At 72.8% G+C, this 21,819-nt stretch carries 24 protein-coding genes; 14 read left to right on the plus strand and 10 right to left on the minus strand.

Features of this window, described 5'->3' with window-relative positions; all coding sequences use genetic code 11:
- The first annotated feature begins 3 nt into the window (after positions 1 to 3).
- From AC5WRT_RS14850 to serS, 8 genes are all read left to right on the plus strand, one after another.
- Entirely contained in the window at positions 4 to 534 is a 531-nt protein-coding gene (locus AC5WRT_RS14850; RefSeq protein WP_496094145.1) for a hypothetical protein, read from the plus strand.
- Complete coding sequence (locus AC5WRT_RS14855) at positions 531 to 1,076, plus strand: flavin reductase family protein (protein WP_496094144.1); 546 nt, start codon at positions 531 to 533, stop codon at positions 1,074 to 1,076. Before AC5WRT_RS14850 ends, AC5WRT_RS14855 begins: the two co-directional genes overlap by 4 nt.
- The gene (locus AC5WRT_RS14860; RefSeq protein WP_496094143.1) at positions 1,073 to 2,053 is read left to right on the plus strand and encodes a ferritin family protein; all 981 of its coding nucleotides are present in this window, start codon (positions 1,073 to 1,075) and stop codon (positions 2,051 to 2,053) included. The genes AC5WRT_RS14855 and AC5WRT_RS14860 overlap by 4 nt, the downstream gene beginning before the upstream one ends.
- Positions 2,050 to 3,057, plus strand: coding sequence for a beta-ketoacyl-ACP synthase III (locus AC5WRT_RS14865; RefSeq protein ID WP_496094142.1), 1,008 nt, complete (start codon positions 2,050 to 2,052; stop codon positions 3,055 to 3,057). The genes AC5WRT_RS14860 and AC5WRT_RS14865 overlap by 4 nt, the downstream gene beginning before the upstream one ends.
- A gap of 79 nt (positions 3,058 to 3,136) precedes the next feature.
- Entirely contained in the window at positions 3,137 to 3,367 is a 231-nt protein-coding gene (locus AC5WRT_RS14870; protein WP_076095786.1) for a phosphopantetheine-binding protein, read from the plus strand.
- Positions 3,367 to 4,587 carry a beta-ketoacyl-[acyl-carrier-protein] synthase family protein gene (locus tag AC5WRT_RS14875; RefSeq protein ID WP_496100301.1) on the plus strand — a complete coding sequence of 407 codons (1,221 nt, stop codon included), beginning with the start codon at positions 3,367 to 3,369 and terminating at the stop codon, positions 4,585 to 4,587. Before AC5WRT_RS14870 ends, AC5WRT_RS14875 begins: the two co-directional genes overlap by 1 nt.
- 213 nt (positions 4,588 to 4,800) lie before the next feature.
- Positions 4,801 to 6,270 (plus strand): APC family permease, encoded by a 1,470-nt coding sequence (locus AC5WRT_RS14880; protein ID WP_496094140.1) that lies wholly within the window; start codon positions 4,801 to 4,803, stop codon positions 6,268 to 6,270.
- Positions 6,263 to 7,540 carry a serine--tRNA ligase gene (gene serS, locus AC5WRT_RS14885; protein ID WP_496094139.1) on the plus strand — a complete coding sequence of 426 codons (1,278 nt, stop codon included), beginning with the start codon at positions 6,263 to 6,265 and terminating at the stop codon, positions 7,538 to 7,540. Before AC5WRT_RS14880 ends, serS begins: the two co-directional genes overlap by 8 nt.
- Positions 7,541 to 7,595: 55 nt before the next feature.
- Here the strand turns inward: serS and fabI are convergent, their stop codons facing one another.
- The 6 genes from fabI to AC5WRT_RS14915 form a co-directional block, all read right to left on the minus strand.
- A complete protein-coding gene (fabI, locus tag AC5WRT_RS14890) occupies positions 7,596 to 8,363 on the minus strand; it encodes an enoyl-ACP reductase FabI (RefSeq protein ID WP_496094138.1) in 768 nt (255 codons plus the stop codon).
- Positions 8,360 to 8,689 carry a ferredoxin gene (gene fdxA / locus AC5WRT_RS14895; RefSeq protein WP_496094137.1) on the minus strand — a complete coding sequence of 110 codons (330 nt, stop codon included), beginning with the start codon at positions 8,687 to 8,689 and terminating at the stop codon, positions 8,360 to 8,362. Before fdxA ends, fabI begins: the two co-directional genes overlap by 4 nt.
- A gap of 28 nt (positions 8,690 to 8,717) precedes the next feature.
- Positions 8,718 to 10,085 carry an MFS transporter gene (locus AC5WRT_RS14900; RefSeq protein WP_496100302.1) on the minus strand — a complete coding sequence of 456 codons (1,368 nt, stop codon included), beginning with the start codon at positions 10,083 to 10,085 and terminating at the stop codon, positions 8,718 to 8,720.
- Positions 10,086 to 10,255: 170 nt separating this feature from the next.
- Entirely contained in the window at positions 10,256 to 11,356 is a 1,101-nt protein-coding gene (locus tag AC5WRT_RS14905; RefSeq protein ID WP_496100303.1) for a fatty acid desaturase family protein, read from the minus strand.
- A gap of 241 nt (positions 11,357 to 11,597) precedes the next feature.
- A complete protein-coding gene (locus AC5WRT_RS14910) occupies positions 11,598 to 11,747 on the minus strand; it encodes a hypothetical protein (protein ID WP_496094134.1) in 150 nt (49 codons plus the stop codon).
- Between the two features lie 33 nt (positions 11,748 to 11,780).
- On the minus strand, positions 11,781 to 12,788 hold the full coding sequence (locus tag AC5WRT_RS14915; protein WP_496094133.1) for a DUF2156 domain-containing protein: 1,008 nt from the start codon (positions 12,786 to 12,788) through the stop codon (positions 11,781 to 11,783).
- Positions 12,789 to 13,283: 495 nt separating this feature from the next.
- Between AC5WRT_RS14915 and AC5WRT_RS14920 the strand changes: the two genes are divergently transcribed.
- The 3 genes from AC5WRT_RS14920 to AC5WRT_RS14930 all read left to right on the plus strand — a co-directional run bounded on the left by AC5WRT_RS14920 (position 13,284) and on the right by AC5WRT_RS14930 (position 15,962).
- Positions 13,284 to 14,069, plus strand: a complete 786-nt coding sequence (locus tag AC5WRT_RS14920) for an AfsR/SARP family transcriptional regulator (protein WP_496094132.1) — start codon at positions 13,284 to 13,286, stop codon at positions 14,067 to 14,069.
- Between the two features lie 112 nt (positions 14,070 to 14,181).
- Entirely contained in the window at positions 14,182 to 15,726 is a 1,545-nt protein-coding gene (locus AC5WRT_RS14925) for an acyl-CoA carboxylase subunit beta (RefSeq protein ID WP_496094131.1), read from the plus strand.
- 35 nt (positions 15,727 to 15,761) lie between these two features.
- Entirely contained in the window at positions 15,762 to 15,962 is a 201-nt protein-coding gene (locus AC5WRT_RS14930; protein WP_496094130.1) for an acyl-CoA carboxylase epsilon subunit, read from the plus strand.
- An 81-nt stretch (positions 15,963 to 16,043) separates the two neighbouring features.
- Here the strand turns inward: AC5WRT_RS14930 and AC5WRT_RS14935 are convergent, their stop codons facing one another.
- Positions 16,044 to 16,469 carry a DUF6299 family protein gene (locus tag AC5WRT_RS14935; protein WP_496094129.1) on the minus strand — a complete coding sequence of 142 codons (426 nt, stop codon included), beginning with the start codon at positions 16,467 to 16,469 and terminating at the stop codon, positions 16,044 to 16,046.
- A gap of 239 nt (positions 16,470 to 16,708) precedes the next feature.
- On the opposite strand from AC5WRT_RS14935, the gene AC5WRT_RS14940 reads away from it, so the two are divergent.
- Positions 16,709 to 16,909 carry a DUF5999 family protein gene (locus AC5WRT_RS14940; RefSeq protein ID WP_496094128.1) on the plus strand — a complete coding sequence of 67 codons (201 nt, stop codon included), beginning with the start codon at positions 16,709 to 16,711 and terminating at the stop codon, positions 16,907 to 16,909.
- Between the two features lie 28 nt (positions 16,910 to 16,937).
- On the opposite strand, the gene AC5WRT_RS14945 is transcribed toward AC5WRT_RS14940, so the two are convergent.
- Together AC5WRT_RS14945 and AC5WRT_RS14950 are read right to left on the minus strand one after the other, a co-directional pair.
- Complete coding sequence (locus AC5WRT_RS14945) at positions 16,938 to 17,336, minus strand: RidA family protein (protein WP_496094127.1); 399 nt, start codon at positions 17,334 to 17,336, stop codon at positions 16,938 to 16,940.
- Complete coding sequence (locus AC5WRT_RS14950; RefSeq protein WP_496094126.1) at positions 17,333 to 18,472, minus strand: acyl-CoA dehydrogenase family protein; 1,140 nt, start codon at positions 18,470 to 18,472, stop codon at positions 17,333 to 17,335. The genes AC5WRT_RS14945 and AC5WRT_RS14950 overlap by 4 nt, the downstream gene beginning before the upstream one ends.
- 310 nt (positions 18,473 to 18,782) lie before the next feature.
- Between AC5WRT_RS14950 and AC5WRT_RS14955 the strand changes: the two genes are divergently transcribed.
- Together AC5WRT_RS14955 and AC5WRT_RS14960 are read left to right on the plus strand one after the other, a co-directional pair.
- The gene (locus tag AC5WRT_RS14955; protein WP_496094125.1) at positions 18,783 to 20,375 is read left to right on the plus strand and encodes an AMP-binding protein; all 1,593 of its coding nucleotides are present in this window, start codon (positions 18,783 to 18,785) and stop codon (positions 20,373 to 20,375) included.
- 15 nt (positions 20,376 to 20,390) lie between these two features.
- The gene (locus tag AC5WRT_RS14960) at positions 20,391 to 21,203 is read left to right on the plus strand and encodes a PaaX family transcriptional regulator (protein ID WP_496094124.1); all 813 of its coding nucleotides are present in this window, start codon (positions 20,391 to 20,393) and stop codon (positions 21,201 to 21,203) included.
- A 77-nt stretch (positions 21,204 to 21,280) separates the two neighbouring features.
- Here AC5WRT_RS14960 and AC5WRT_RS14965 read toward each other — a convergent pair whose 3' ends face one another.
- Positions 21,281 to 21,790: a hypothetical protein gene (locus tag AC5WRT_RS14965; protein WP_496094123.1), complete on the minus strand. Its 510-nt coding sequence runs from the start codon at positions 21,788 to 21,790 to the stop codon at positions 21,281 to 21,283.
- Positions 21,791 to 21,819 lie beyond the last annotated feature (29 nt).

Below are 21,819 nucleotides of genomic sequence, written 5' to 3' on the forward strand. Positions count from 1 at the left end.
GACATGGACCAGGCGAACCCCTTCGAGACCCCGCGCACCTACTCGCTGCACCGCGCCGAGTACCTGGTGGGCCTCGCGGTCACCACCGGCCTGATCGTCTACCACTTCGGTGACATCCGCTGGCTGCCGGCGCTCGGGCTGTTCCTGTACATCGACCTGATCGGCTACGTCCCCGGCGCGATCGCGTTCCGCAGGAGCGGCGGCCGGCCGATCCCCAAGGCGTACTACGTCCTCTACAACGTCATGCACAGCCTCATCACGCAGGGCGCGGTCGCCGCGCTGTGGTGCTGGCTGGTGAAGCCGGAGTGGGCGCTGCTGGTGCTGCCGTTCCATCTGTTCGGCGACCGCGGCCTGTTCGGCAACTTCATGAAGTCCTTCGCGCTGCCCTTCGAACCGGTGTGCCAGGACGGCTACTTGAGGCTCCTGGACGACCTGGGCCTGCCCCACCCCAAGCCGGTCGGGCACGCCATGGACCCGGTGCCGGTCGGACACGTGCCCGCCCGTGCCGTGCGCGGGACGGAGGCCGTGCGATGACCACCGCCACGGACGTACGGCGCCCGGTCCGGCAGGACCCGGCCGAACGCCGGCGCGCCCTGTACCACCTGGCCTCCCCGGTGTCGGTGCTGACCACCGGACCCGAGCAGCGGATGCACGGCACGACGGCCAGCACGGTCACCCTCGTCTCGCGCGAACCGCTGCTCGTCGGGGTCGTGTTGCGGGCGGGCTCGTCCTTCGCCCGGCTGGCGGCCGCCGAGGGCCGGTTCGCGATCAACGTACTCGGCGGCGAACAGGCCGGCGTGGCACGGCGGTTCGCGGACAGCTCCCGGCCGGACGGCGACGCGGCCTTCGCGGGCCTGGCCTGGACGGCGGACCGGTACGCGCACGCGCCGCTGATCGCGGGCGCGCTCGCCCACTACGTCTGCCGCTTCCACTCCGCGCACACGGCGGGCGACAGCGAACTGCTGCTCGGCCATGTCGTGCGCGCCACGGCGGACGACGGGCTGCCGCTGTTCAGTTACGCCGGCGGGCTGTACGCCGGCTCCCTGCGTCCGGCGAAGGAGGCCGCCGCGTCATGACCGCATCTGTGGCACCGGAGGCGGACTGGGAGAAGGCTCCCGGTCTGCTGGACGGCGCGAAGGAACTCACTCTCGGCCCCGAGCAGTGCGACCTCGCCTACTGGATCACCTCGGTCGCCCAGGGCACCCTGCGCGACCGAGGGGCGACCGGCCACCACGAGAGCGCGATCACCCCGGACTTCCTGAGGGCGCCCGGACCCCTGCGCGAGGCCCTGGTGCTGGAGTTCGGCTTCCGGGCGCTGGCCGAGGAACTGGCCACCCGCCTGCTCGGCCACTACGTCTCGATCGCGCCCGGCATCCCTCAGATGGAGTTCTACGCCACGCAGTTGCTGGACGAGGCCCGGCACGCACGGGTCTTCCGACAGCACCTGGTTGAGCTGGGCATTCCGCAGCGGACCCTGCTGAAGGACATCGAGGAGATGGCCCGCGACTACCGCAAGCGGGTCCTGGACCCGGTGGTGGACTTCACCCTGGACATCGTCCGCGACCGGGCCGACTTCCCCGGCGGGGTCGCCGTGTTCGCCATCGTCATCGAGGGCGTGCTCGCTCCGGCCGCCGAGCTGAGCGAGCGCAAGTGGACCCCGCTGTCCCCCGCGACCGGGGAGATCTCGCGCGGCACCGCCATCGACGAGATCCGGCACCTCACCGTGGCCAGCACCATCCTGCGCGACCACGTCGTCGAGCACCCGGAGTACAGGCCGAGGCTGCTGGAGATCCTGCGCGCGGGCGTGAAGCTGTGGGACGAGATCCCGGACCGGGAGTTCGTGATCCACCGCGAGGAGCTGTTCCAGGAGGGCATGTTCGAGCACGCCGACCTGATCGGCGACTACGAGATCTGGCCGGGCGTGCGGATACTGGACACCACCGCCGAGCAGCGCTACGACATGGCCGAGCGGTGGACCGACGAGATGGCCGAGGTGCGCATGGCGTACATGGGCCTGCCCGTGGAGGTCCTCTCGTCGGAGGCGGGCGCATGAGCACCGGGCGGGCCGCGGTGATCGCCGGCATCGGGTCGTACGTGCCGCCCAACCGGGTGACCAACGACGACCTGGCGGCCCGGCTGGACACCTCGGACGCCTGGATCCGGTCCCGCACCGGCATCGCCGAGCGCTGCGTCATCTCGCCGGGCACGTCCACCGGCGACCTGGCGGTCGAGGCGGGCCTGCGGGCGCTGAAGTCGGCGGGTGACGAACGGGTCGGTGCGGTGGTGCTGGCCACCACCACCCCGGACCAGCCCTGCCCGGCGACCGCACCGCAGGTGGCGGCGCGGCTGGGGCTCGGGCAGGTGCCCGCGTTCGACGTGGCGGCGGTCTGCTCCGGGTTCCTTTACGGACTGGCGTCCGCCGCCGGGCTGATCGCCGCCGGGGTGGCCGACAGCGTGCTGCTGGTCGCCGCCGACGCCTTCACCACGATCATCAACCCCGCCGACCGCACCACTGCGGTGATCTTCGCGGACGGTGCGGGCGCGGTCGTCCTGCGGGCCGGCTCGCCCTACGAACCGGGGGCCCTCGGACCGCTGGTGCTCGGCAGCGACGGCGAGCTGAGCCATCTGATCGAGGTGCCCGCGGGCGGCTCCCGGCAGCGGTCCACCGGCCGCCCGGCCGCCCCCGAGGACCACTGCTTCCAGATGCTCGGCCGGGACACCTACCGGCACGCGGTGGAGCACATGACCGCCGCGTCCACCGAGGCCGCCGAGCGGGCCGGCTGGCGCCTGGCCGACGTCGACCGGTTCGTGGCCCACCAGGCCAACGCCCGGATCCTGGAAGCCGTCTCGGACCGGCTCGGCATCCCCGGCGAGCGGCGGCTGAGCAACATCGAGCGGGTCGGCAACACCGGCGCCGCCTCCATCCCGCTCCTGCTCGCCGAGGCCACCGCCGAGGGGCGGCTCGCCCCGGGCCACCGGGTGCTGCTCACCGCGTTCGGCGGCGGCCTGTCGTGGGGAGCGGCGACGGTCCTCTGGCCGCAGCTGCAGACCTTCTGACGCGCAGACACCCTGACGCAACGTCAGCAACTCGTATTCAGCGGTACGCGCGGCGCGTACACCTTCGAAAGGAACCGTCATGCTGGAGCAGCTCAAGGAAATCCTGTCCAACAAGCTCAAGGTGTCGCCCGAGGCCATCACCCCGGAGGCCACCCGGGAGGACATCGAGCTGGACTCGCTGGCCGTGGTGGAGCTGTCGCTGCTGCTGAAGTCCGAGCTGGACCTGGACATCAGCGACGACGACCTCCTGGAGGCCGAGACCGTGGCCGACATGGTCCGGCTCATGGAGGAGCGGAGCGCGACGGTCTGATGGCCGGCATGGACATCGCCGTCACCGGGCTCGGCCTGGTCACCCCGGGCGGTATCGGGGTCGGGCCGAGCTGGTCGGCGGTCTGCGACGGCAGGCCGGCCGCCGCCCTCGATCCGGTGCTCGCTGACAATCCCGTACAGATCTCCTGCCGGGTGCCCGGCTTCGATCCCGAGACCCTGCTGAGCGCACGGCGCGCCCACCGACTCGACCGGTTCGTACAGTTCGCGCTGGTCGCCGCGCACGAAGCGGTGGCCGACGCGGGTCTGGACCCGCAGACCTGGGACGGTGCGCGGGTGGGTGTGGTGCTGGGCTGCGCCGACGGCGGTCCGGGCACCGTCGAGGACCAGCACCACGTGCTGCGCGAGCAGGGCGCCGACCGGGTGTCGCCGCTGCTGCTGCCCATGCAGCTGCCGAACATGCTGGCCGGCCAGACGGCCATCGAGTTCGGGGCGACCGGGCCCAACCTGGTGGTGGCCACCGCCTGCGCCTCGGGCGCCACCGCCATCGGCACCGCCCGGGACCTGCTGGCGCTGGGCCGCTGCGACATCGTCCTCGCCGGCGGCAGCGAGGCCATGATCACCCCGCTGGTCATGGCCGGCTTCGCCCAGATGGGCGCGCTGTCCGGGCGGCACGACGATCCGGCGTCCGCGTCCCGGCCGTTCGACGCCGACCGGGACGGGTTCGTCGCCGGGGAGGGCGCCGGGATCCTCGTGATGGAACGGGTGGCGGACGCGCGGGCGCGGGGCGCCCATGTCCACGGCCGGATCATCGGCTACGGCGCGACGGCCGACGCCCATCACATGACCTCCCCGCATCCGGACGGCGCGGGGATCGAGGCGGCGGTGCGGGCGGCTCTCGCCGACGCGGGCGCCGACCCCGACGACGTGCAGCACGTGAACGCCCACGGCACGTCGACTCCGCTCAACGACCTGTCCGAGGCCCGCATGATCCAGCGGACCCTGCGAGGGAATCCGCTGGTCACGTCCACGAAGGGAGTCACCGGGCATCTGCTCGGGGCGGCGGGAGCCGTGGAAGCGGTGTTCGCCGTGCTGAGCGTGGAACGTGAGCTGATTCCGCCCGTCGCCAACCTGGTCATGCCCGATCCGCGGATCGAGATCAAGCTGGCGCAGACCCTCACCGAGATGCCGATCGATCTGGCTCTGAGCAACTCTCTGGGCTTCGGCGGGCAGAACACCGCGCTCGCGATCGCGCCCGCGTAAGCGCCTGCCTGGTTCCGGGGTCAACCCCCGCGGGCCGTCCGTGGCCGGTCGCCCCCGAGTCCCGGATTCACTCGGACCGGGGGGGCCTCCATCGCGGCGGAGCCGCACATCGAGCGCAACCCCGCGCCCCTTGCGGGGCGCCCCAGCAGCCGTCCGTGGAAGCCACTGCGGGCGGCTGTTCCCCGTACATCCCCGTCCTGCTCTGGAGTCCCCATGTCCACCAGTCAGTCCCCCTCCCCACCCGGCCGGCTCGGTACCGGGCACATCCTCTTCCTCATCGTCGCCGCCGCCGCCCCGCTCTCCGCGATGGTCGGCACGGTTCCCCTCGCCTTCGCCTTCGGTGACGGTGCGGGTGTGCCGGCGGCCTTCCTTTTCGCCGGAGTGACCCTGCTGTGCTTCTCGGTCGGGTACGCGGTGAGCGCCCGGCGGACCGGTGGGTCCGGCGGGTTCTACGCCTCCGTCGCAGACGGGCTCGGCAGGCCGCCCGCCGTCGCGGCCGGATATGTCGCCCTCCTCTCCTACAACTGCGCCACCATCGGCCTGGCGGGCGCACTCGGCTACTTCACCCAGCTCGTGCTCGCCGCACACGGGTTGACGATCTCCTGGGAGTGGTGCGCGGCCGTCGGGCTCGCGCTGACGGCCGTGCTCGGATACCGGGAGATCGCGCTGAGCGCGCGCGTGCTCGCCCTGCTGATGCTCGGCGAGATCGGCGTGCTGGCGGCGCTCGACGTGGCGATCCTCGTCCGGCACGGGGCGCACGCCCTGCCCGCCGTCTCGTTCTCCCCGCACACGGCCGCCGGCCCCGGCGCCGGCGTCTCGCTGATGTTCGCGTTCGTCTCCTTCATCGGCTTCGAGTCGGCCGCGCTGTACGGCAAGGAGGCGCGGGATCCGCGGCGCAGCGTGCCCCGGGCCACGTACGCGGCCGTCGTGCTGATCGCCGGTTTCTACGCGCTGACCAGCTGGCTGGCGGTCGGTGCGGTCGGCAGCGGCCGGGTGCGGGAGGTCGCGGGGAAGGAGATGGGCGACCTGTTCTTCGTGCTCGGCGACGACTTCCTCGGCAAGGCGGGCAGCACGGGCCTCCAGGTGCTGCTGTGCACCAGCCTGTTCGCGGCGACACTGGCCCTGCACAGTGCCGCCAACCGGTACGCGCAGGTCCTCGCCGAGGACGGGCTGCTGCCGGCCGCCCTGGCCGCCGAGCACCCGCGGCACGGCTCCCCGCACCGGGCGAGTCTCGCGCAGAGCGCGCTGACGACGCTGGTCGTGGCCGGATTCGCGGTGGCCGGCCTGGACCCGTACGCCGATCTGACCACCAGCATGCTCGGCCTCGGAACCCTCGGCATCGTCGCCCTGCAGGCGCTGGCCGCGCTGTCCGTGCTCGGGCTGCGGCTGCGCGGGGGCGGCGGCCACTGGTGGCGGGAGACCCTCGCCCCGCTGCTCGGCTTCGCCGGGCTGGCCGCCTCCGTCTGGCTGGTCGTCGGCAACTTCGACATGCTCACCGGCTCCCCCTCGAAGGTGATCGCCGCCCTGCCCTGGCTGCTGCCGCTGGTGGCACTGGGCGGGCTGGCGTACGCCGCCAGGCTGCGCGCGGCACGCCCGGCGCGCTACCGCCGGCTCGGCACCCGGCACCTCGCCCCGCCCGCCCCGGCTCCCTCCCCCGCCCTGACAGGAGACCGCCATGCATGATCCGCACGAGCTGATCGAGGCGGGCCCCGACGCCGTACGGCGCCTGGCCCGCCGCCGCCACGAGCTCGACCTGGACGCGCTGAACACCGCCCTGCGGGCCCGCACCGCCGCCCAGGCGGAGGTCACCCGGCTGCGCACCGAGCTGAACCGCACGGCCAAGGCCCGCCGCTCCGGCCCGCCCACGGAGGCGGAGAAGGAGGCCGCCCGTGCGCTGCGGGCCGAGGTCCAGGCGGCGGAGACCGCGGCGCGGACGGCGGCCGGCGAACTGTGCGCCATGCTGCTGTCCCTCCCCAACCTGCCGCTGGACGCGGTGCCGGACGGCGACTCCGAGAAGGAAGCGGTGGAGATACGGCGCGGCGGGCCCGAGCCGCGTCCGGCCGCCGGAGCCCGGCACCACGCCGAGATCGGTGAGGCGCTCGGCATCCTGGACTCCCCCGCCGCCGCGAAACTCTCCGGCGCCCGGTTCAGCGTGGCCCGGGGTGCCGGCGCCCGGCTGGAGCGGGCCCTCGGCGACTTCTTCCTCGACCTGCACACCCGCGAGCACGGCTACACCGAGCAGTCCGTGCCGTTCCTGGTCAGCCGGGACACCATGACCGGCACCGGCCAACTCCCCAAGTTCGAGGAGGACCTGTTCCGTACCCAGGTCGGCGACCGGGAGCTGTTCCTGATCCCGACCGCCGAGGTGCCGCTGACCAACCTGGTCGCCGGCGACCTGCTGGACGCGCGCGCCCTGCCGTACGCGTTCACCGCCCGCACCCCGTGCTTCCGCGCGGAGGCGGGGGCGTACGGCCGCGACACCCGGGGGGTGCTCCGGCTGCACCAGTTCGAGAAGGTGGAGCTGGTGCGGATCTGCGCGCCGGAGCAGGCGCAGGAGCAGCTGGAGCTGATGGTCGGGCACGCCGAGGAGTGCCTGCGCCGCCTCGAACTGTCCTTCCGCACCGTGCTGCTGCCCGCGGGCGACATGGGTTTCTCGGCGCGGATGACGTACGACATCGAGGTGTGGCTGCCGGGCGGCGGCTCCTACCGGGAGATCTCCTCGGTGTCCGACTGCGGCACCTTCCAGGCCCGCCGCGCCGACATCCGGGTCAAGCGTGCCGACGGCCGCAAGAGTCCGGCGGCCACCCTGAACGGCTCGGCCCTGCCCATCGGCCGTACGGTGGCCGCGCTCCTGGAGCAGGGCGCCCGGGACGACGGCTCCGTGGTGCTGCCTCAGGCGCTGGTGCCGTACGCCGGGTTCCGGCGGATCCTTCCGGGCGGCGCCACCGAGTGAGGGCGACGGGAAAGGGGCGGGAGTCGGACTCCCGCCCCTTTCCCGTGCGTCGGGTTCACGCGCCCGTCATGTGCACCCCGCCGTCCACGTGGACGATCTCTCCCGTGGTGCGCGGGAAGAAGTCGGACAGCAGGGCGACCACGCCGCGGGCGGCCGGTTCGGGGTCGGTGAGGTCCCAGCCCGCAGGGGCGCGCCCGGTGGTCCAGACGTCGGCCAGCTCCGAGAAGCCGGGGATGGACTTGGCGGCCATGGAGCGCAGCGGGCCGGCCGCGACCAGGTTGCAGCGGATGCCGTGCCCGCCGAGGTCACGGGCGAGGTAGCGACTGGTGGACTCGAGGGCGGCCTTGGCGACCCCCATCCAGTCGTAGTGCGGCCAGGCCACGCCCGCGTCGAAGGTGAGGCCGACGACCGCGCCACCGCGCCGCTTCAGCAGCGGCAGACAGGCGGTGGTCAGGGACTTCAGGGAGTACGCCGAGACGTGCATCGCCGTCGACACGTCCGTCCAGGTGCCGTCGAGGAAGGAGAAGGCACCCCGGGGGCCGTAGGCGATGGAGTGCACGACACCGTCGAGGGAGTCGGCGTGGGCGCCGATCCGGTCGGCGAGGGTGTCCAGGTGGTCCTGGTCGGTGACGTCCAGCTCGATCACGGGGGCGGGCCCGGGCAGCTTGTCCGCGAACCGCTCGATCAGGGAGAGCCGGCCGAAGCCGGTGAGCAGCACCTCGGCGCCCTCCTCCTGGGCGATCCGGGCCACGTGGAAGGCGATGGACGCGTCCGTGACCATCCCGGTGACCAGGATCCGCTTGCCGGCGAGGATGCCGCTCATGCCACCGACACCCCCTCGGGCAGCGCGCTCACCAGCGCGGAGTCGTGGTCCTGGGGACCGAGGGCGCTGCCGCCGCCGGGCGAGCCGAGGCCCGCGAAGAAGTCGGCGTTGGAGGCCGCGTGGTCGCCGCCCCACTCCTCGGGCAGGTCGTCCTCGAAGTAGATGGCGTCGACCGGGCAGACCGGTTCGCAGGCGCCGCAGTCCACGCATTCCTCCGGATGGATGTACAGGGCACGGCGGCCTTCGTAGATGCAGTCGACGGGGCATTCGTCGATGCAGGAGCGGTCCTTGACGTCGACACAGGGCAGTCCGATGACGTAGGCCATCTTCAACTCCTCGTTCCGGTGGGCGGGTTCAGTCGACCGGGATGCCGGTGGTGCGCTCGCCCAGGGTCAGCACGGTGAGCGCGAGGACGGCCATGGCGGCGGCGATCACGGCGAACAGGGCGCCGGGGCCGTCGGCGTCGAGGACCGGCAGCAGGACGAACGGCAGCGCGGCGGCGCTGAGCTTGGACAGCGAGTAGGCGGCGCCGGCGGCGGTCGCCCGGATCGCGGTGGGGTACTGCTCGGACAGGTACACGTGGGAGACGCTGGAGAAGACGTTGCTGAAGAGGGTGTAGGCGAAGCCGCACACCACGATCGGCTCCGCCGAGCCGGCGTACGCGAAGCCGAGTCCGGCAGCGACCATCGCGGTCGCCGACAGGGCGATCAGGGTGCGGCGCTCGACCCGGTCGACGACCGGCAGGGCGAGGGCGGAGCCCACGGGGTAGCCGAGGAAGGACAGCGCGGTGAAGCCGAGGCCGGCGACGATGCCGTAGCCCTTGGCGGCGACGATCTGCGGGGCGAGCGTGCCGAAGCCGTAGTAGCCGACGACCGAGAGCGCGCAGAACAGCCAGAGGACGAGGGTGCGGCGGAGCAGGCCGGGGCGAAGGACGTCGCGCAGTCGGGCGCCGTCCGCGGGGGTCGCGCTCCGGGGCGCAGGCGAGGCCAGGAGCAGGCCCCGGCCCGCCGCTTCCGCCTCCATGCGGGCCACCAGCCGCTCGGCCTCCGCGGTGCGGCCGGCCGAGGCGAGCCAGCGCGGGGACTCGATCAGGCCCCGTCGCAGGATCCACACCACGGCCGAGCCGAGCGCGCCGAGCACGAACAGCCAGCGCCAGCCGGCCACGCCGAGCGGGGTGCGCGGCACCAGCCACAGGGCGGCGAAGCCGACCGCGGGGACCCCGCAGAAGGCGAGGGTGTAGGCACGGGCGATGAAACGGCCGCGCCGGGTGGCGGGCAGCACATCGGCCAGGTAGCAGTCGGCCAGGGCCTGTTCGGCGCCGATGCCGAGGCCGGCGGCGAAGCGGGTCACGATCAGCCAGGCGGCGTTCGGCGAGACGGCGCCGAGCAGGGACGCCACCGAGTAGACGGCCAGGTTGAGCTGGAAGGCCCGGCGCCGGCCGAACCGGTCGGCGATCCGGCCGAGCGTCAGGGACCCGAGGAACTGGCCGAGGAACGCGGACGCCAGGACGAGCTTGAGCGAGGTCGTGCCGAAACCGAAGTCGCCCTGCAGCACCTTGCCGATGGTGCCGGACAGGTTGTTCTCGAAGGCGTCGAAGAACAGGCCGACACCGACGACGGCGGTGAGTCTGCGGTGCAGCGGGGTGATCGGCAGCCGGTCCAGGCGGGCGCCGATCGGGGCGGGAGCGGTGACACCGCCCGCCGCCGCGGTGGTCTGGGACATGGGGCTGGCTCCTTACGGACGGTCGCGTCGCCCCCTGGCCAAGGAACCGCCCGGGCCACCGGCGGGCCCGGGCGTACGGCCCGGGGGCCGGGGTGTGGGGTGTGGGGGAGGTGGGAAGTGGGGTGGGGGGTGGGCTGCGGGTGTTCGCTGCGGGGACCGGCGAGCCGGGATCAGACCGATTCCATGGCCCGGCGCCGGATCTGCTCCTCGACGTCACCGCGGCGGACCGGGGCGCTGACCTCGTGGAGGAACGAGGCGACTTCGCGGTACGAGGCCCAGAAGCCGACCTCGTGGTAGGGCACTCCGCGTTCGGCGCAGTACTGCATGGTCAGTTCGCGGGCGCGCGGCAGGTTCTTCTGCGGCATGGCCGGGAACAGATGATGCTCCACCTGGTAGTTGAGGCCGCCGTAGAGGAAGTCGACCAGCCGGCCCGGGCGGATGTTGCGGGAGGTGAGGACCTGGCGCTCGAGCCAGTCCAGGGTCTCCTCCTCGCCGTCGCGCACCTGCATCCCCTTGTGGTTCGGGGCGAAGATCATGCCGAAGTAGACGCCGAGAGCCGCGTGCTGGACGACGATGAACGTGACCGCGAGCGCCGGGGACAGGACGGTGAAGACGCAGGTGAGGTAGACGGCGGCGCGCAACAGGATGAGGAAGGTCTCCAGGGCGGGCCGCTTGGTCTTGCCGGTGACGATGGACTTGACCGCGGTCTTCAGCATCTTGAAGCCCTCGAGGACCAGCAGCACGAAGAACAGCAGGCTCTGGTAGCGCACGACGAGCTTCTGGGTGCCCTTGCGGGTGGGGTACTGCTTGATGTCGAAGATGGCGGTGCGGCGGCCGATGTCCGGGTCCATGTCCAGGTGGTTGGGGTTGCTGTGGTGCCGGTTGTGGTGGTTGACCCACCAGCCGTAGCTGACCCCGTTGACCAGGTTGGCGTGGATGTAGCCGACCGCGGAGGCGGCCTTCTTGCTGCGGAACATCGCCTTGTGGCCGGCGTCGTGCCACATGAACGCCGACTGGCCGCCGCACAGGCCCATCCACAGGGCCGTGACGAGCTGCCACCAGCTGTCGCCCAGCTCGAAGAAGGCGGCGAAGCCGAGCAGCAGCAGGGTGGTGTTGAGGGCGAGCTTGCCCACGTAGTAGCGCGGGTCGAGGTCGAGCAGACCCTCGGCCCTGACCCGTTTGAGCAGTTCGGCGAAGGTCGCCGAGGCGCCGGGGCGCGGGGCGGCCTCGGAGGCCGGGACCCCGGCCGTCTGGATGTGCGGACGCTGCATGCGTTGCTCTCCTTGGGAGAAGTTGCCCGGTGCGGGCGGCGGCGCCGCTGCCCCGCGGAGCTGCGGGCGCCGCGAGTCGACTTCAGCTCCCGCGTGCGGTCGCGGGCTGCGGCCCGCCCGGCGGGCCCGGACGACGGGAGCACAGTGCGGTGCTCCCGCGCCCGGACCGCCGGGCGAACGCACGTCCAGCGTTCCGCGCCGCACTGATGTGGCACTGATGCCGGTCTGATCCAGCCGGCGCTCAGGCGGCGGCCTCGGCGCACAGCCGCTCGTCGAGGGCGCGGACGACCGCGTCGGCGGCGTCGGCCACCTGCCGGTCGTCGGGCGCGCCGATGACGGCCATCAGCTGCTCGACCATGGCGTGCTGGAGTTCCTCGGTGGACTGGCTCATCGTGTGTCTCCTGTTCGGTCGGTCGATGTCGCGTCAGAAGGCGTTGCACGCCCGGAAGATGTGCGCGAACCCGGGCAGCGAGGCCTGCGGCCCGTCGAAGGCGACGTACTCGGGGATGGTCACGTCGGGCGCCCACTTCTGCTTGTAGGACAACTGGGTCTGCGCCGGGTACAGCGCCGCGCCCTCGGCCCACAGGGCGTGCATCAGCCACTGGAACGCGGCGCTGTGACCGTCGAGTTCATGGCTGGCATCCAGGCCGGTGAACGGCGTGAACCCGAAGTGCAGCCACTCGACGCCCTCGGCCCGGAACACCTCGACGGCGTGCGCGTTGATGGCCTCCATCAGACCCGGGGAGCCCTCGGGGATGCGCCGGCTGAGGTCGTGCATCCAGCCGGCCCGGCTGCCGTGCACCGGCGAGTACGAGATGTACGCGACCGGGGCGCCGTCGATGGTGCCGACGAAGAGACGCCGGTGCGCCTGGGCGGTGCCGCCGATCTGGCCGACGAGGAACTCCAGTTGCTGGGCGCCGCCCTTGGAGCCGAGCCAGGCCCGGTCGATGGTGGCGATGGCCTCGCGCACGTCGGCGGCGTCGGCCTCGTGGATCGTCAGGCCGTTGCGATGGGCACGGGAGATCTTGTTGCGCAGTTGCATGAACTTGGTGCCGCGCAGGGTGAACCCGTCGAGGCTCACCGCCCAGGAGGCGCCGACCTGGTTGACGGTGAAGCCGCGTGCGGCGTAGCGCTCGGCGTCCGCGCGCTGGAGCTGGACGCCGACGAGGTCCAGGTCCTCGCCCCGGACGTGGTCGCGGAAGGCGTCCAGCAGGGTGCCGTAGTCCTGCTCGGCGGCGAAGGGGCCGCCGAACTGCACGGCCCAGCGGCCGGTGCGCCGGTACACGACGACACCGTCCGTGCCCGGCGCGGTGAAGACGCTGTTTCCGCTGTTGAGCGCCAGGAACGAACTCGGGTTCTCGCTCGCGGTGTGCCGGCGTATCGCGTCGAGAATCCGGTCGTGGGTGGTGGTTTCGGTGGTGGTGGCGGTCATTCCGTACCCCTTTCGGAAGCCTTTCACGGCAAGGGAGTTCCGAAGCGAGTACAGCACCGCCGGGATGTCGGGGAAAAGGGCCGATGGAAATTCCTTTGCCTGCGTCAGAAGCGTGTCAGCATTCCGTCAGCGCGCACTGCCAGTGTGAGGACCCGTGAACGGCACGGGTCACCGGAGCCTGGGGCCCGCCCGCTCCACCGCAGTCTCCATCACAAGCCGGTTCATGTTTTCCGTGCCCTGGTGAACGAGAATTCACCAGCAGTTGCGCGGTAGCGAGACCACCCTCATCCGGTGCTCCGCCGAAGGCGACGGACACCGGTCTCCCAGAAACCGCCGGCCGCCCCCCGTCCCGGCGGAGCAACCGCCCCGGCGGGCCGCTCGAGAAAAGGCCCGCCGGGGCGTGGCGCGTTCGGCAACCCAGTCGTTCCACCGCAGCAGAAATCCGGTAACACCGTCGCCGAGGAATTGTCGTCAAGGTCGTCCAGGGGGAAAGACATGCTGAGGTTCTCCGTTCTCGGGCCACTGCAGATACGCACCGACGCGGGTCCGGCGGACGTGCCGGGCGATCTGCAGCGGATCCTGGTGCAGACGCTGCTGGTCAGCGAGGGCCGACCGGTCTCCGGGGAGAGCCTGGCCGAGGAGATGTGGGGCGAGGCCGCGCCGGACAACCAGGTCAACGCGCTGCAGGCGCACATCAGCCGGCTGCGCCGCCGACTGCGGGCGCTGGAGCCGGAGCGGCCGGTGTCGCGGGTGACGATCCATCCGGCCGGGTACCGGCTCGGGCTGGGCGAAGGGGAGCTGGACGCCGCCGAGTTCGTGCGGGCGGTGCGGCTGGCCGAGTCCGCGGCGCCGGACGATGCCGGGCGTGTCGCGCGGCTGCTCGGGGACGCGCTGGCGCTGTGGCGCGGGCCGGTTTTCGGCGGCTTCCCCGGCGGGACCCTGTGCCAGCTGGCGGGCGCCCGCTACGAGGAGCACCGGATGCGGGCGATGGAGCTGCTCTTCGACGCCGAGCTGCGGCTCGGCCGGCATGCGGCCATGCTGGCGGAGCTGGCCGAGGCGCACTCCAACCACCCGTTGCGGGAACGGTTCTGCGAGCAGCTGATGATCGCGCTGTACTGCTCGGGACGGCAGGCCGACGCCCTCGACGTCTTCCACCGGATGCGGCGCCGGCTCGACGACGAACTCGGGATCCAGCCCTCCCCCGCGCTGCGCCGGATCGAGAGCGCGATCCTCTCCCACGACCCGGTCCTCACCGGCGACCGTCTTCTCCAGCCCGCTTGAGAGGACGGTCGGCGACGTACGTCGGCGGCTCGTCAGCGCACGGTCAGCCCCGGTTGTCACGCTTCCCGCGGTGACGCCGGCTCGAGAACTCCTCACGTAGAGGCAGGGAGACATGAAGTCCCAGGTCGCGGAACTGGCCCAACTGCGCGAACGCGTGCTCGCCGGCCCCGGCGAGAAGGCGACGGCCGCCCAGCGGGCCAAGGGCAAGCTCACCGTGCGCGAGCGGATCGGCCTGCTGCTCGACGAGGGCTCGTTCCACGAGGTCGAGCCGCTGCGCCGGCACCGGGCGACCGGGTTCGGCCTGGAGGCGAAGAGGCCGTACACCGACGGTGTGGTCACCGGCTGGGGCACCGTCGAGGGCCGTACCGTCTTCGTCTACGCCCATGACTTCCGGATCTTCGGCGGTGCGCTGGGCGAGGCCCACGCCGCCAAGATCCACAAGATCATGGACATGGCCATCGCGGCCGGCGCGCCCCTGGTGTCGCTCAACGACGGCGCCGGCGCCCGCATCCAGGAGGGTGTGACCGCGCTGGCCGGGTACGGCGGCATCTTCCGCCGCAACACGGCGGCGTCCGGGGTGATCCCGCAGATCAGCGTCATGCTGGGCCCGTGCGCGGGCGGCGCCGCGTACTCGCCCGCCCTGACCGACTTCGTGTTCATGGTGCGCGGGACCTCGCAGATGTTCATCACCGGCCCCGACGTGGTCAAGGCGGTGACGGGTGAGGAGATCAGCCAGAACGGACTCGGCGGCGCCGATGTCCACGCCGAGACCAGCGGAGTGTGCCACTTCGCGTACGACGACGAGGAGACCTGCCTGGAGGAGGTCCGGTATCTGCTCTCCCTCCTCCCCCGCAACAACCGCGAGACCCCGCCGGCCGTGCCCTGCGACGACCCGCCCGACCGGCGCTGCGAGTCCCTCGTGGACCTGGTGCCGGCCGACGGCAACCGGCCGTACGACATGGCCAGGGTCATCGAGGAGATCGTCGACGACGGCGAGTACCTGGAGGTGCACCAGCGCTGGGCGCGGAACATCATCTGCGCGCTGGCCCGGCTGGACGGCCAGGTCGTCGGGATCGTCGCCAACCAGCCGCAGACGCTGGCCGGGGTGCTGGACATCGAGGCGAGCGAAAAGGCCGCGCGGTTCGTCCAGTTGTGCGACGCCTTCAGCATCCCGATCGTCACCCTGCTCGACGTGCCCGGCTTCCTGCCCGGCGTCGGCCAGGAGCACGGCGGCATCATCCGGCACGGCGCCAAGCTGCTGTACGCCTACTGCGACGCCACCGTGCCCCGTGTCTCGCTGATCCTGCGCAAGGCCTACGGCGGCGCGTACATCGTCATGGACTCGCAGTCGATCGGCGCCGACCTCACCTACGCCTGGCCGACCAACGAGATCGCGGTGATGGGCGCCGAGGGCGCCGCGAACGTCATCTTCCGGCGGCAGATCGCCGAGGCCGACGATCCCGAGACCCGACGGGCGGAGCTGGTCAAGGAGTACAGGACCGAGCTGATGCACCCGTACTACGCCGCCGAACGCGGCCTGGTCGACGACGTGATCGACCCGGCCGACACCCGCGCCGTCCTCGTCGGCGCGCTGGCGATGCTGCGCACGAAGCACGCCGAGCGTCCGGCGCGCAAGCACGGCAATCCCCCGCAGTGATTCTGCTCGGTACCCGCACCCCGACGGAGGTTCCCATGCCCGTGTCCCCCGCTTCCCCCACCGCCCCGATCCGGGTCGAGAAGGGCCAGGCCACCGAGGAGGAGCTGGCCGCCCTCGCGGTGCTGCTGCTGAGCCGCGGCGCCCTGGCCGCCCCCGACACCGCGCCGGTCTCCCCCGGCACCACCTGCTGGCGCCCGCACGCCTTCCACGCGCCGCACAGCTGGCAGCGCGCCTGACCGGCGACCGCGGCGGTCCGGCGCGTATCGCGTCCGGGCCGCTCGGCGTGGCCCGTCGCTCATCCCCGGCTCATCCCCGGCTCACCCCCGGGTGAGGGTGATGTCCTGGTCCGTGACCGCGTGGAGGGCGGGCAGCGGGACGACGCCCGCGGGCCGCATCTCCATGAGCGTGGCCTGCACATGGGCCCGGCCGGCTCTGAGGACCTCCGGGGCGACCTGGCCGGAGTTCCGCCACCGGTGCTCGGCGCCGTCGCACCGAGCGGGGCCGCCACCGATGCCGTGCCGGACGCGGGAGTCGCTCTGGCTCAGCGAGGAGGTGACGAACACGGGCCCGGTGCCGGCGGTGCAGCGGTAGCTGCCGTAGAGCGTGACCGTGCCCTCGGACGCGAGACGGCCGGTGGTGTCGACGGTGATGGTCTCGGCGGGGCCGGCGCCGGCCGGGCCCGCGGCGACGCACAGCAGGGCGACAGTGCCGAGGGCCGCGGCGAGGGCGGGACGTACGGGCATGGGATACCCTCCCGGTTCCGATGGGGGCCGGGAGCCTCCACTGGTACCGGGCGGCCGTACCGCCGAGCGCGACCGTCACCCCTTCGGTGGCGCGTCATGGGACCGTCCGGGAGTTGTCCGGGAGTTGTCACTCTTCACGGCGAGCGGTTCCGGGGCGTTCACGGCGCGGGCATGGTCTGGGTATGACGGGCCGCGACTGCAACGGCCGGCCCCTCACGTCCCGATGTGGAGGTGCGCCAATGTGCTCCGACCGGTCCTCGTGCCCCGCGTCCGGTCCCGCCCCGCGGCACCCGGTGGCCGCCCGTCCCGAACAGGGCTGGACCGTGCTGTGCGACGGCTCGATCGTCTTCGACGACAGCGGCGAACTGCGCCCGGACGGCAGCGTGGTCCCGCCGCTCCGGGTCCTCCCGGCAGACCGGCCCGCCGTGGCGGCGGCCTGAACGGTCACGGAGGCACGTCGGCGGCGCGTCACGGCAGGACCGCGAACCCGTCCAGCTCCACCATCGCCCGCTCGTCCCACAGCCGTACGACCTGCACGACGGCCATCGCCGGGTAGTCCCGGCCGGCCAGGTCGCGCCAGATGCGGCCGAGCCGGCCGGTGTGGGCACGGTAGGCGGCGACGTCCGTGGCGTAGACGGTGACACGGGCGAGGTCGGCGGGGGTGCCGCCGGCCGCGCGCAGGGCCGCCAGGAGGTTGCCGAGGGCCCGCTCGAACTGCTCGGGGAGGGTGTCGCCGGTGACCTTGCCGTCGGCGTCCAGAGCGGTCTGGCCCGCGAGGAACACCACGCGGGAGCCGGACGCGACGACGGCGTGCGAGAACCCCGTGGGCGGGGACAGCTCGGGCGGGTTGACGCGCTCTGTCGTCACCGGACCTCCTGCTCGTGGGCGTCGGCGTGGGCGTACAACTCCTTGGCGATGATGCCGCGTTGGACCTCGCTGGCGCCTTCGTAGATGCGCGGGGCGCGCACCTCGCGGTAGAGGTGCTCGAGGAGGTGACCGCGGCGCAGGGCGCGGGCGCCGTGCAGCTGGACGGCGGTGTCGACGACGTACTGCGCGGTCTCGGTGGCGAGCAGCTTGGCCATCGCGGCGCGCTTCGGGACGTCGGCGGCGCCTTCGTCGTACGCCGTCGCCGCCGCGTAGACCATCAGCCGGGCCGCCTCCGTGCGCAGGGCCATCTCGGCGACCTGGTGGGAGACGGCCTGCAGGTCCATCAGCCGGCCGCCGAATGCCTCGCGGCGACGGGTGTGGGCGAGGGTGGCGTCCAGCGCGGCCTGCGCCATGCCGACCGCGAAGGCGCCGACGCTGGGGCGGAAGAGGTTGAGCGTGCCCATGGCGACGGTGAAGCCGTGGTCCGCCTCACCGAGCACGTCGTCGGCCGTCACGGGTACGGCGTCGAAGTCGAGGGCGCCGATGGGATGCGGGGAGAGCATCTCCAGCGCGGTGCCGGTGAGTCCGGGACGGTCGGCGGGGACGAGGAAGGCGGTCACGCCGCGGGCCCTGGCGCCGGGTGTGGTGCGGGCGAAGACGGTGTAGAAGTCGGCCTCGGGGGCGTTGGAGATCCAGCGCTTGGCTCCGGAGAGCCGCCAGCCGGTGCCGTCGGGCTCGGCCCCGAGGGACAGCGCGGCCGCGTCCGAGCCGGCGTCCGGCTCGCTCAACGCGAAGGCGGCGACCGCGCTGCCGTCGGCGACCCGGGGCAGCCAGCGCTCGCGCTGGGCCGGGGTGCCATGCGCGTGCACCGGGTGGGCGCCGAGCCCCTGCAGGGCGAGCGCGGTCTCGGCCTCGGTGCAGCTCTGGGCGAGGGACTCCCGCATCAGGCACAGGTCCAGCGCACCGGAGCCGAACAGCCGCGCGAGGAGCCCGAGTCGGCCCAGTTCGGTGAGCAGCGGCCGGTTGACGTGCCCCGGCTCGCCCTTGTCGGCGAGCGGCCGCAGTTGTTCGGCGGCCGTCGCGCGCAGCTCGGCGCACCAGGCGGCCCGTTCCGGTTCGAGCGAGAATGCGGACACTGCCGTCCTCCCTCCGGTCGGGGCCGGCACGGCCCCTCCCGTTCGCTGTCCGGGGCGGGCCGGCAGGCCCGCTCGCCGTGTGCCGGGTGGGCCACGGCCGTCTTCCCCTCGCCCCCCGGCATCAGGCGACCACGGCCGTCCGGTCCGGGCCCGGGATCGCCCGGGCCCTGCCCACCCACCGATGAGGTTATCGCGTAAGGTTGACTGCCGTCACCAACACGATACGCTCGATGCGCGAGCCCACGAGGACGCCGGTGCCCACCACGACGCCCGTCTCCGACGTTTGTCACGGCAAGGGGGCGAACCGCCCATGCATCGCTCGGCCCATGTCGACACCTTCGCACGCGACCACCTGCCGCCCCCGGACGAGTGGCCCGAGCTGCTCTTCGACCTGCCGGAACTGCGCTACCCCGAGCGGCTGAACTGCGCCGTCGAACTGCTCGGCCACGACGAGGCGGACCGGCCCGCCTTCCACACCCCGGCCGGCCCTTCATGGACGTACGGAGACCTGCGCGCGCACGTCGACCGGATCGCGCACGTGCTCACCGGCGACCTAGGCGTGGTCCCCGGCAACCGGGTGCTGCTGCGCGGCCCCACCACACCCTGGCTCGCCGCCTGCTGGCTGGCCGTGCTGAAGGCGGGCGCGGTGGCCGTCACCGTGCTCGCCCAACAGCGCCCGCACGAGCTGGCGACGATGTGCGAGATCGCCCTGGTGCGGCACGCGCTGTGCGACATCCGGTCGGTGGATGACCTGGCCAAGGCCGACATACCCGGGCTGCGGATCACCACGTACGGGGGCGACGGCCCCGACGACCTCCTGCACCGGCCCGCCCCCGGCACGCCGTACCGGGCCGTGGACACCGCCGCCGACGACGTGGCCCTGATCGCGTTCACCTCGGGCACCACGGGCCGCCCGAAAGGGTGCATGCACTTCCACCGGGACGTGCTGGCGATCGCGGACACCTTCTCGGAGCACGTGCTGCGCCCCCGCCCGGACGACGTCTTCGCCGGCTCTCCCCCGCTCGGCTTCACCTTCGGCCTGGGCGGACTCGTGGTCTTCCCGATGCGGGCCGGCGCCAGCTCCCTGCTCCTGGAAGAGGCGAACCCCCGCCGGCTGCTGCCCGCGATCGCCGAGCACCGCGTCTCCGTCCTGTTCACCGCGCCGACCGCCTACCGCGCGATGCTGGACCAGCTCGACGGGTACGACGTCTCGTCGCTGCGGCGCTGTGTGTCGGCCGGCGAGAACCTTCCCGCGGCCACCTGGCGCGCCTGGCACGAGCGCACCGGCGTGCGGATCATCAACGGCATCGGCGCCACCGAGCTGCTGCACATCTTCGTCTCCGCCGCCGACGAGCAGATCAGGCCGGGCACCACGGGCGTGCCGGTGCCGGGATGGCGGGCGCGGGTCCAGGATGCGCACGGCACACCCGTGCCGGACGGCGAGCCCGGTCTGCTCGCGGTGCGCGGCCCGGTCGGCTGCCGCTATCTCGCCGACCCGCGGCAGCGCCAGTACGTGCGCGACGGCTGGAACATCACCGGCGACACCTATGTCCGCGAGTCCGACGGCTACTTCCGCTATGTGGCCCGCGCCGACGACATGATCATCTCTGCCGGGTACAACATCGCGGGTCCGGAGGTGGAGGACGCGCTGCTGCGGCACCCGGACGTGGTGGAGACGGCGGTCGTGGGCCGCCCGGACGAGGCCCGCGGACAGGTGGTGGTCGCCTATGCCGTGCTGCGCGAGGGCGCCCGGCGCGACCCGGAGGCCCTGCGCGCCTTCCTCACGTCCGAGCTGGCGCCCTACAAGTGCCCGCGCGAGTTCGTCTTCCTGGACGCGCTCCCGCGCACCGCCACCGGCAAGCTGCAGCGGTTCCGGCTGCGCGGCGGGGGAGACCGGCAGTGACGCCGACGACCTAAAATGATCAACGTGTCCGAGCAGCGCGCCCCCAGGTCCCTCATCGTCACGCTCTATGGCGCGTACGGCCGCTCCCTGCCCGGCCCGGTGCCCGTCGCCGAGCTGATCCGGCTCCTGGCCGCGGTCGGCGTGGACGCGCCCTCGGTGCGGTCCTCGGTGTCCCGGCTCAAACGCCGCGGGCTGCTGCTGCCGGCCCGCACGGAGTCCGGCGCGGCGGGATATGAACTCTCGCCGGAGGCACGTCAGTTGCTGGAGGACGGCGACCGCCGCATCTACGCCACCACGCCCGTCGCGGACGCCGGCTGGGTGCTCGCCGTGTTCTCGGTGCCCGAGTCGGAACGGCAGAAGCGGCATGTGCTGCGCTCCCGGCTGGCCGGCCTGGGCTTCGGCACCGCGGCCCCGGGCGTGTGGATCGCCCCGGCCCGGCTGTACGAGGAGACCGAACACACCCTGCGCCGACTGCACCTCGACCCGTACGTCGACCTGTTCCGCGGCGAACACCTGGGCTTCGCGCCGACGGCCGAGGCGGTCGCCCGCTGGTGGGACCTGGCCGCGATCGCCAAGGAGCACGAGCGCTTCCTGGACGCGCACGGCCCGGTGCTGCGCGCCTGGGAGCGCCGTCAGGACACCCCGCCCGAGGCGGCCTACCGGGACTATCTCCTCGCCCTCGACTCCTGGCGCCATCTGCCGTACACGGATCCCGGCCTGCCCACCCGGCTGCTGCCCGCCGGCTGGCCGGGGCTGCGCTCGGCGGAGGTTTTCCAGGGGCTGCACCGCAGACTGCGGGACGCGGGGGCCGAGTTCACCGGACTGTGAGGCCGCGCCCGCATCAGAAGCGGCGCAGCCGCAACGCTGGCATGTGACCGACGCCGGACTCTTCCGGGCCGCCGGGATCAGACACAGCACAGGCAGTACAGGTGCGCGCTCGCGTCCCGGGCCCGCCGGGCCAGAGCGGCGAAGGTGCGCACACAGTCGGCGCAGTCCTGGAAGTCGGCGAAGTCGATCTCCTCGATGTCGTACCACTGCAGTGCGAGCATGGGCACGTGCTCCTCCGTCACGGAGGCGAGCAGGTCCCGCCAGGCGTCGGGCAGCTCGCTCAGATACAGGCCGGCGTCCCACGGCGACTCGCCGCCGGGCGGCGCCGGCCGCTCGGGGGGCCACTCCCGCCGGTCCGGCCAGACCAGTTCCGGCCCGGCGTCATGGACGTCGTACGGCTTTCCCTCGGTGAACGCGACGAGTTGTCCCAGGCTGACATGCGGATCGACGCCTTTCATGTCGATCCGGTCCGCGCCGGCCTCGCCGAGGGACCGCCTTTCGGCCGACGGGTCCCCGCCCGGTCCGATCGCCCGGTCCACCGCCGTCGGCCGGTCGGCCGCCACGAAGTAGTCGAACAGCACACCCATCAGCGCTCCGTCCCTCGTCTCCCGCCTCC

Source organism: Streptomyces sp. NTD91 (genome assembly GCF_059510455.1).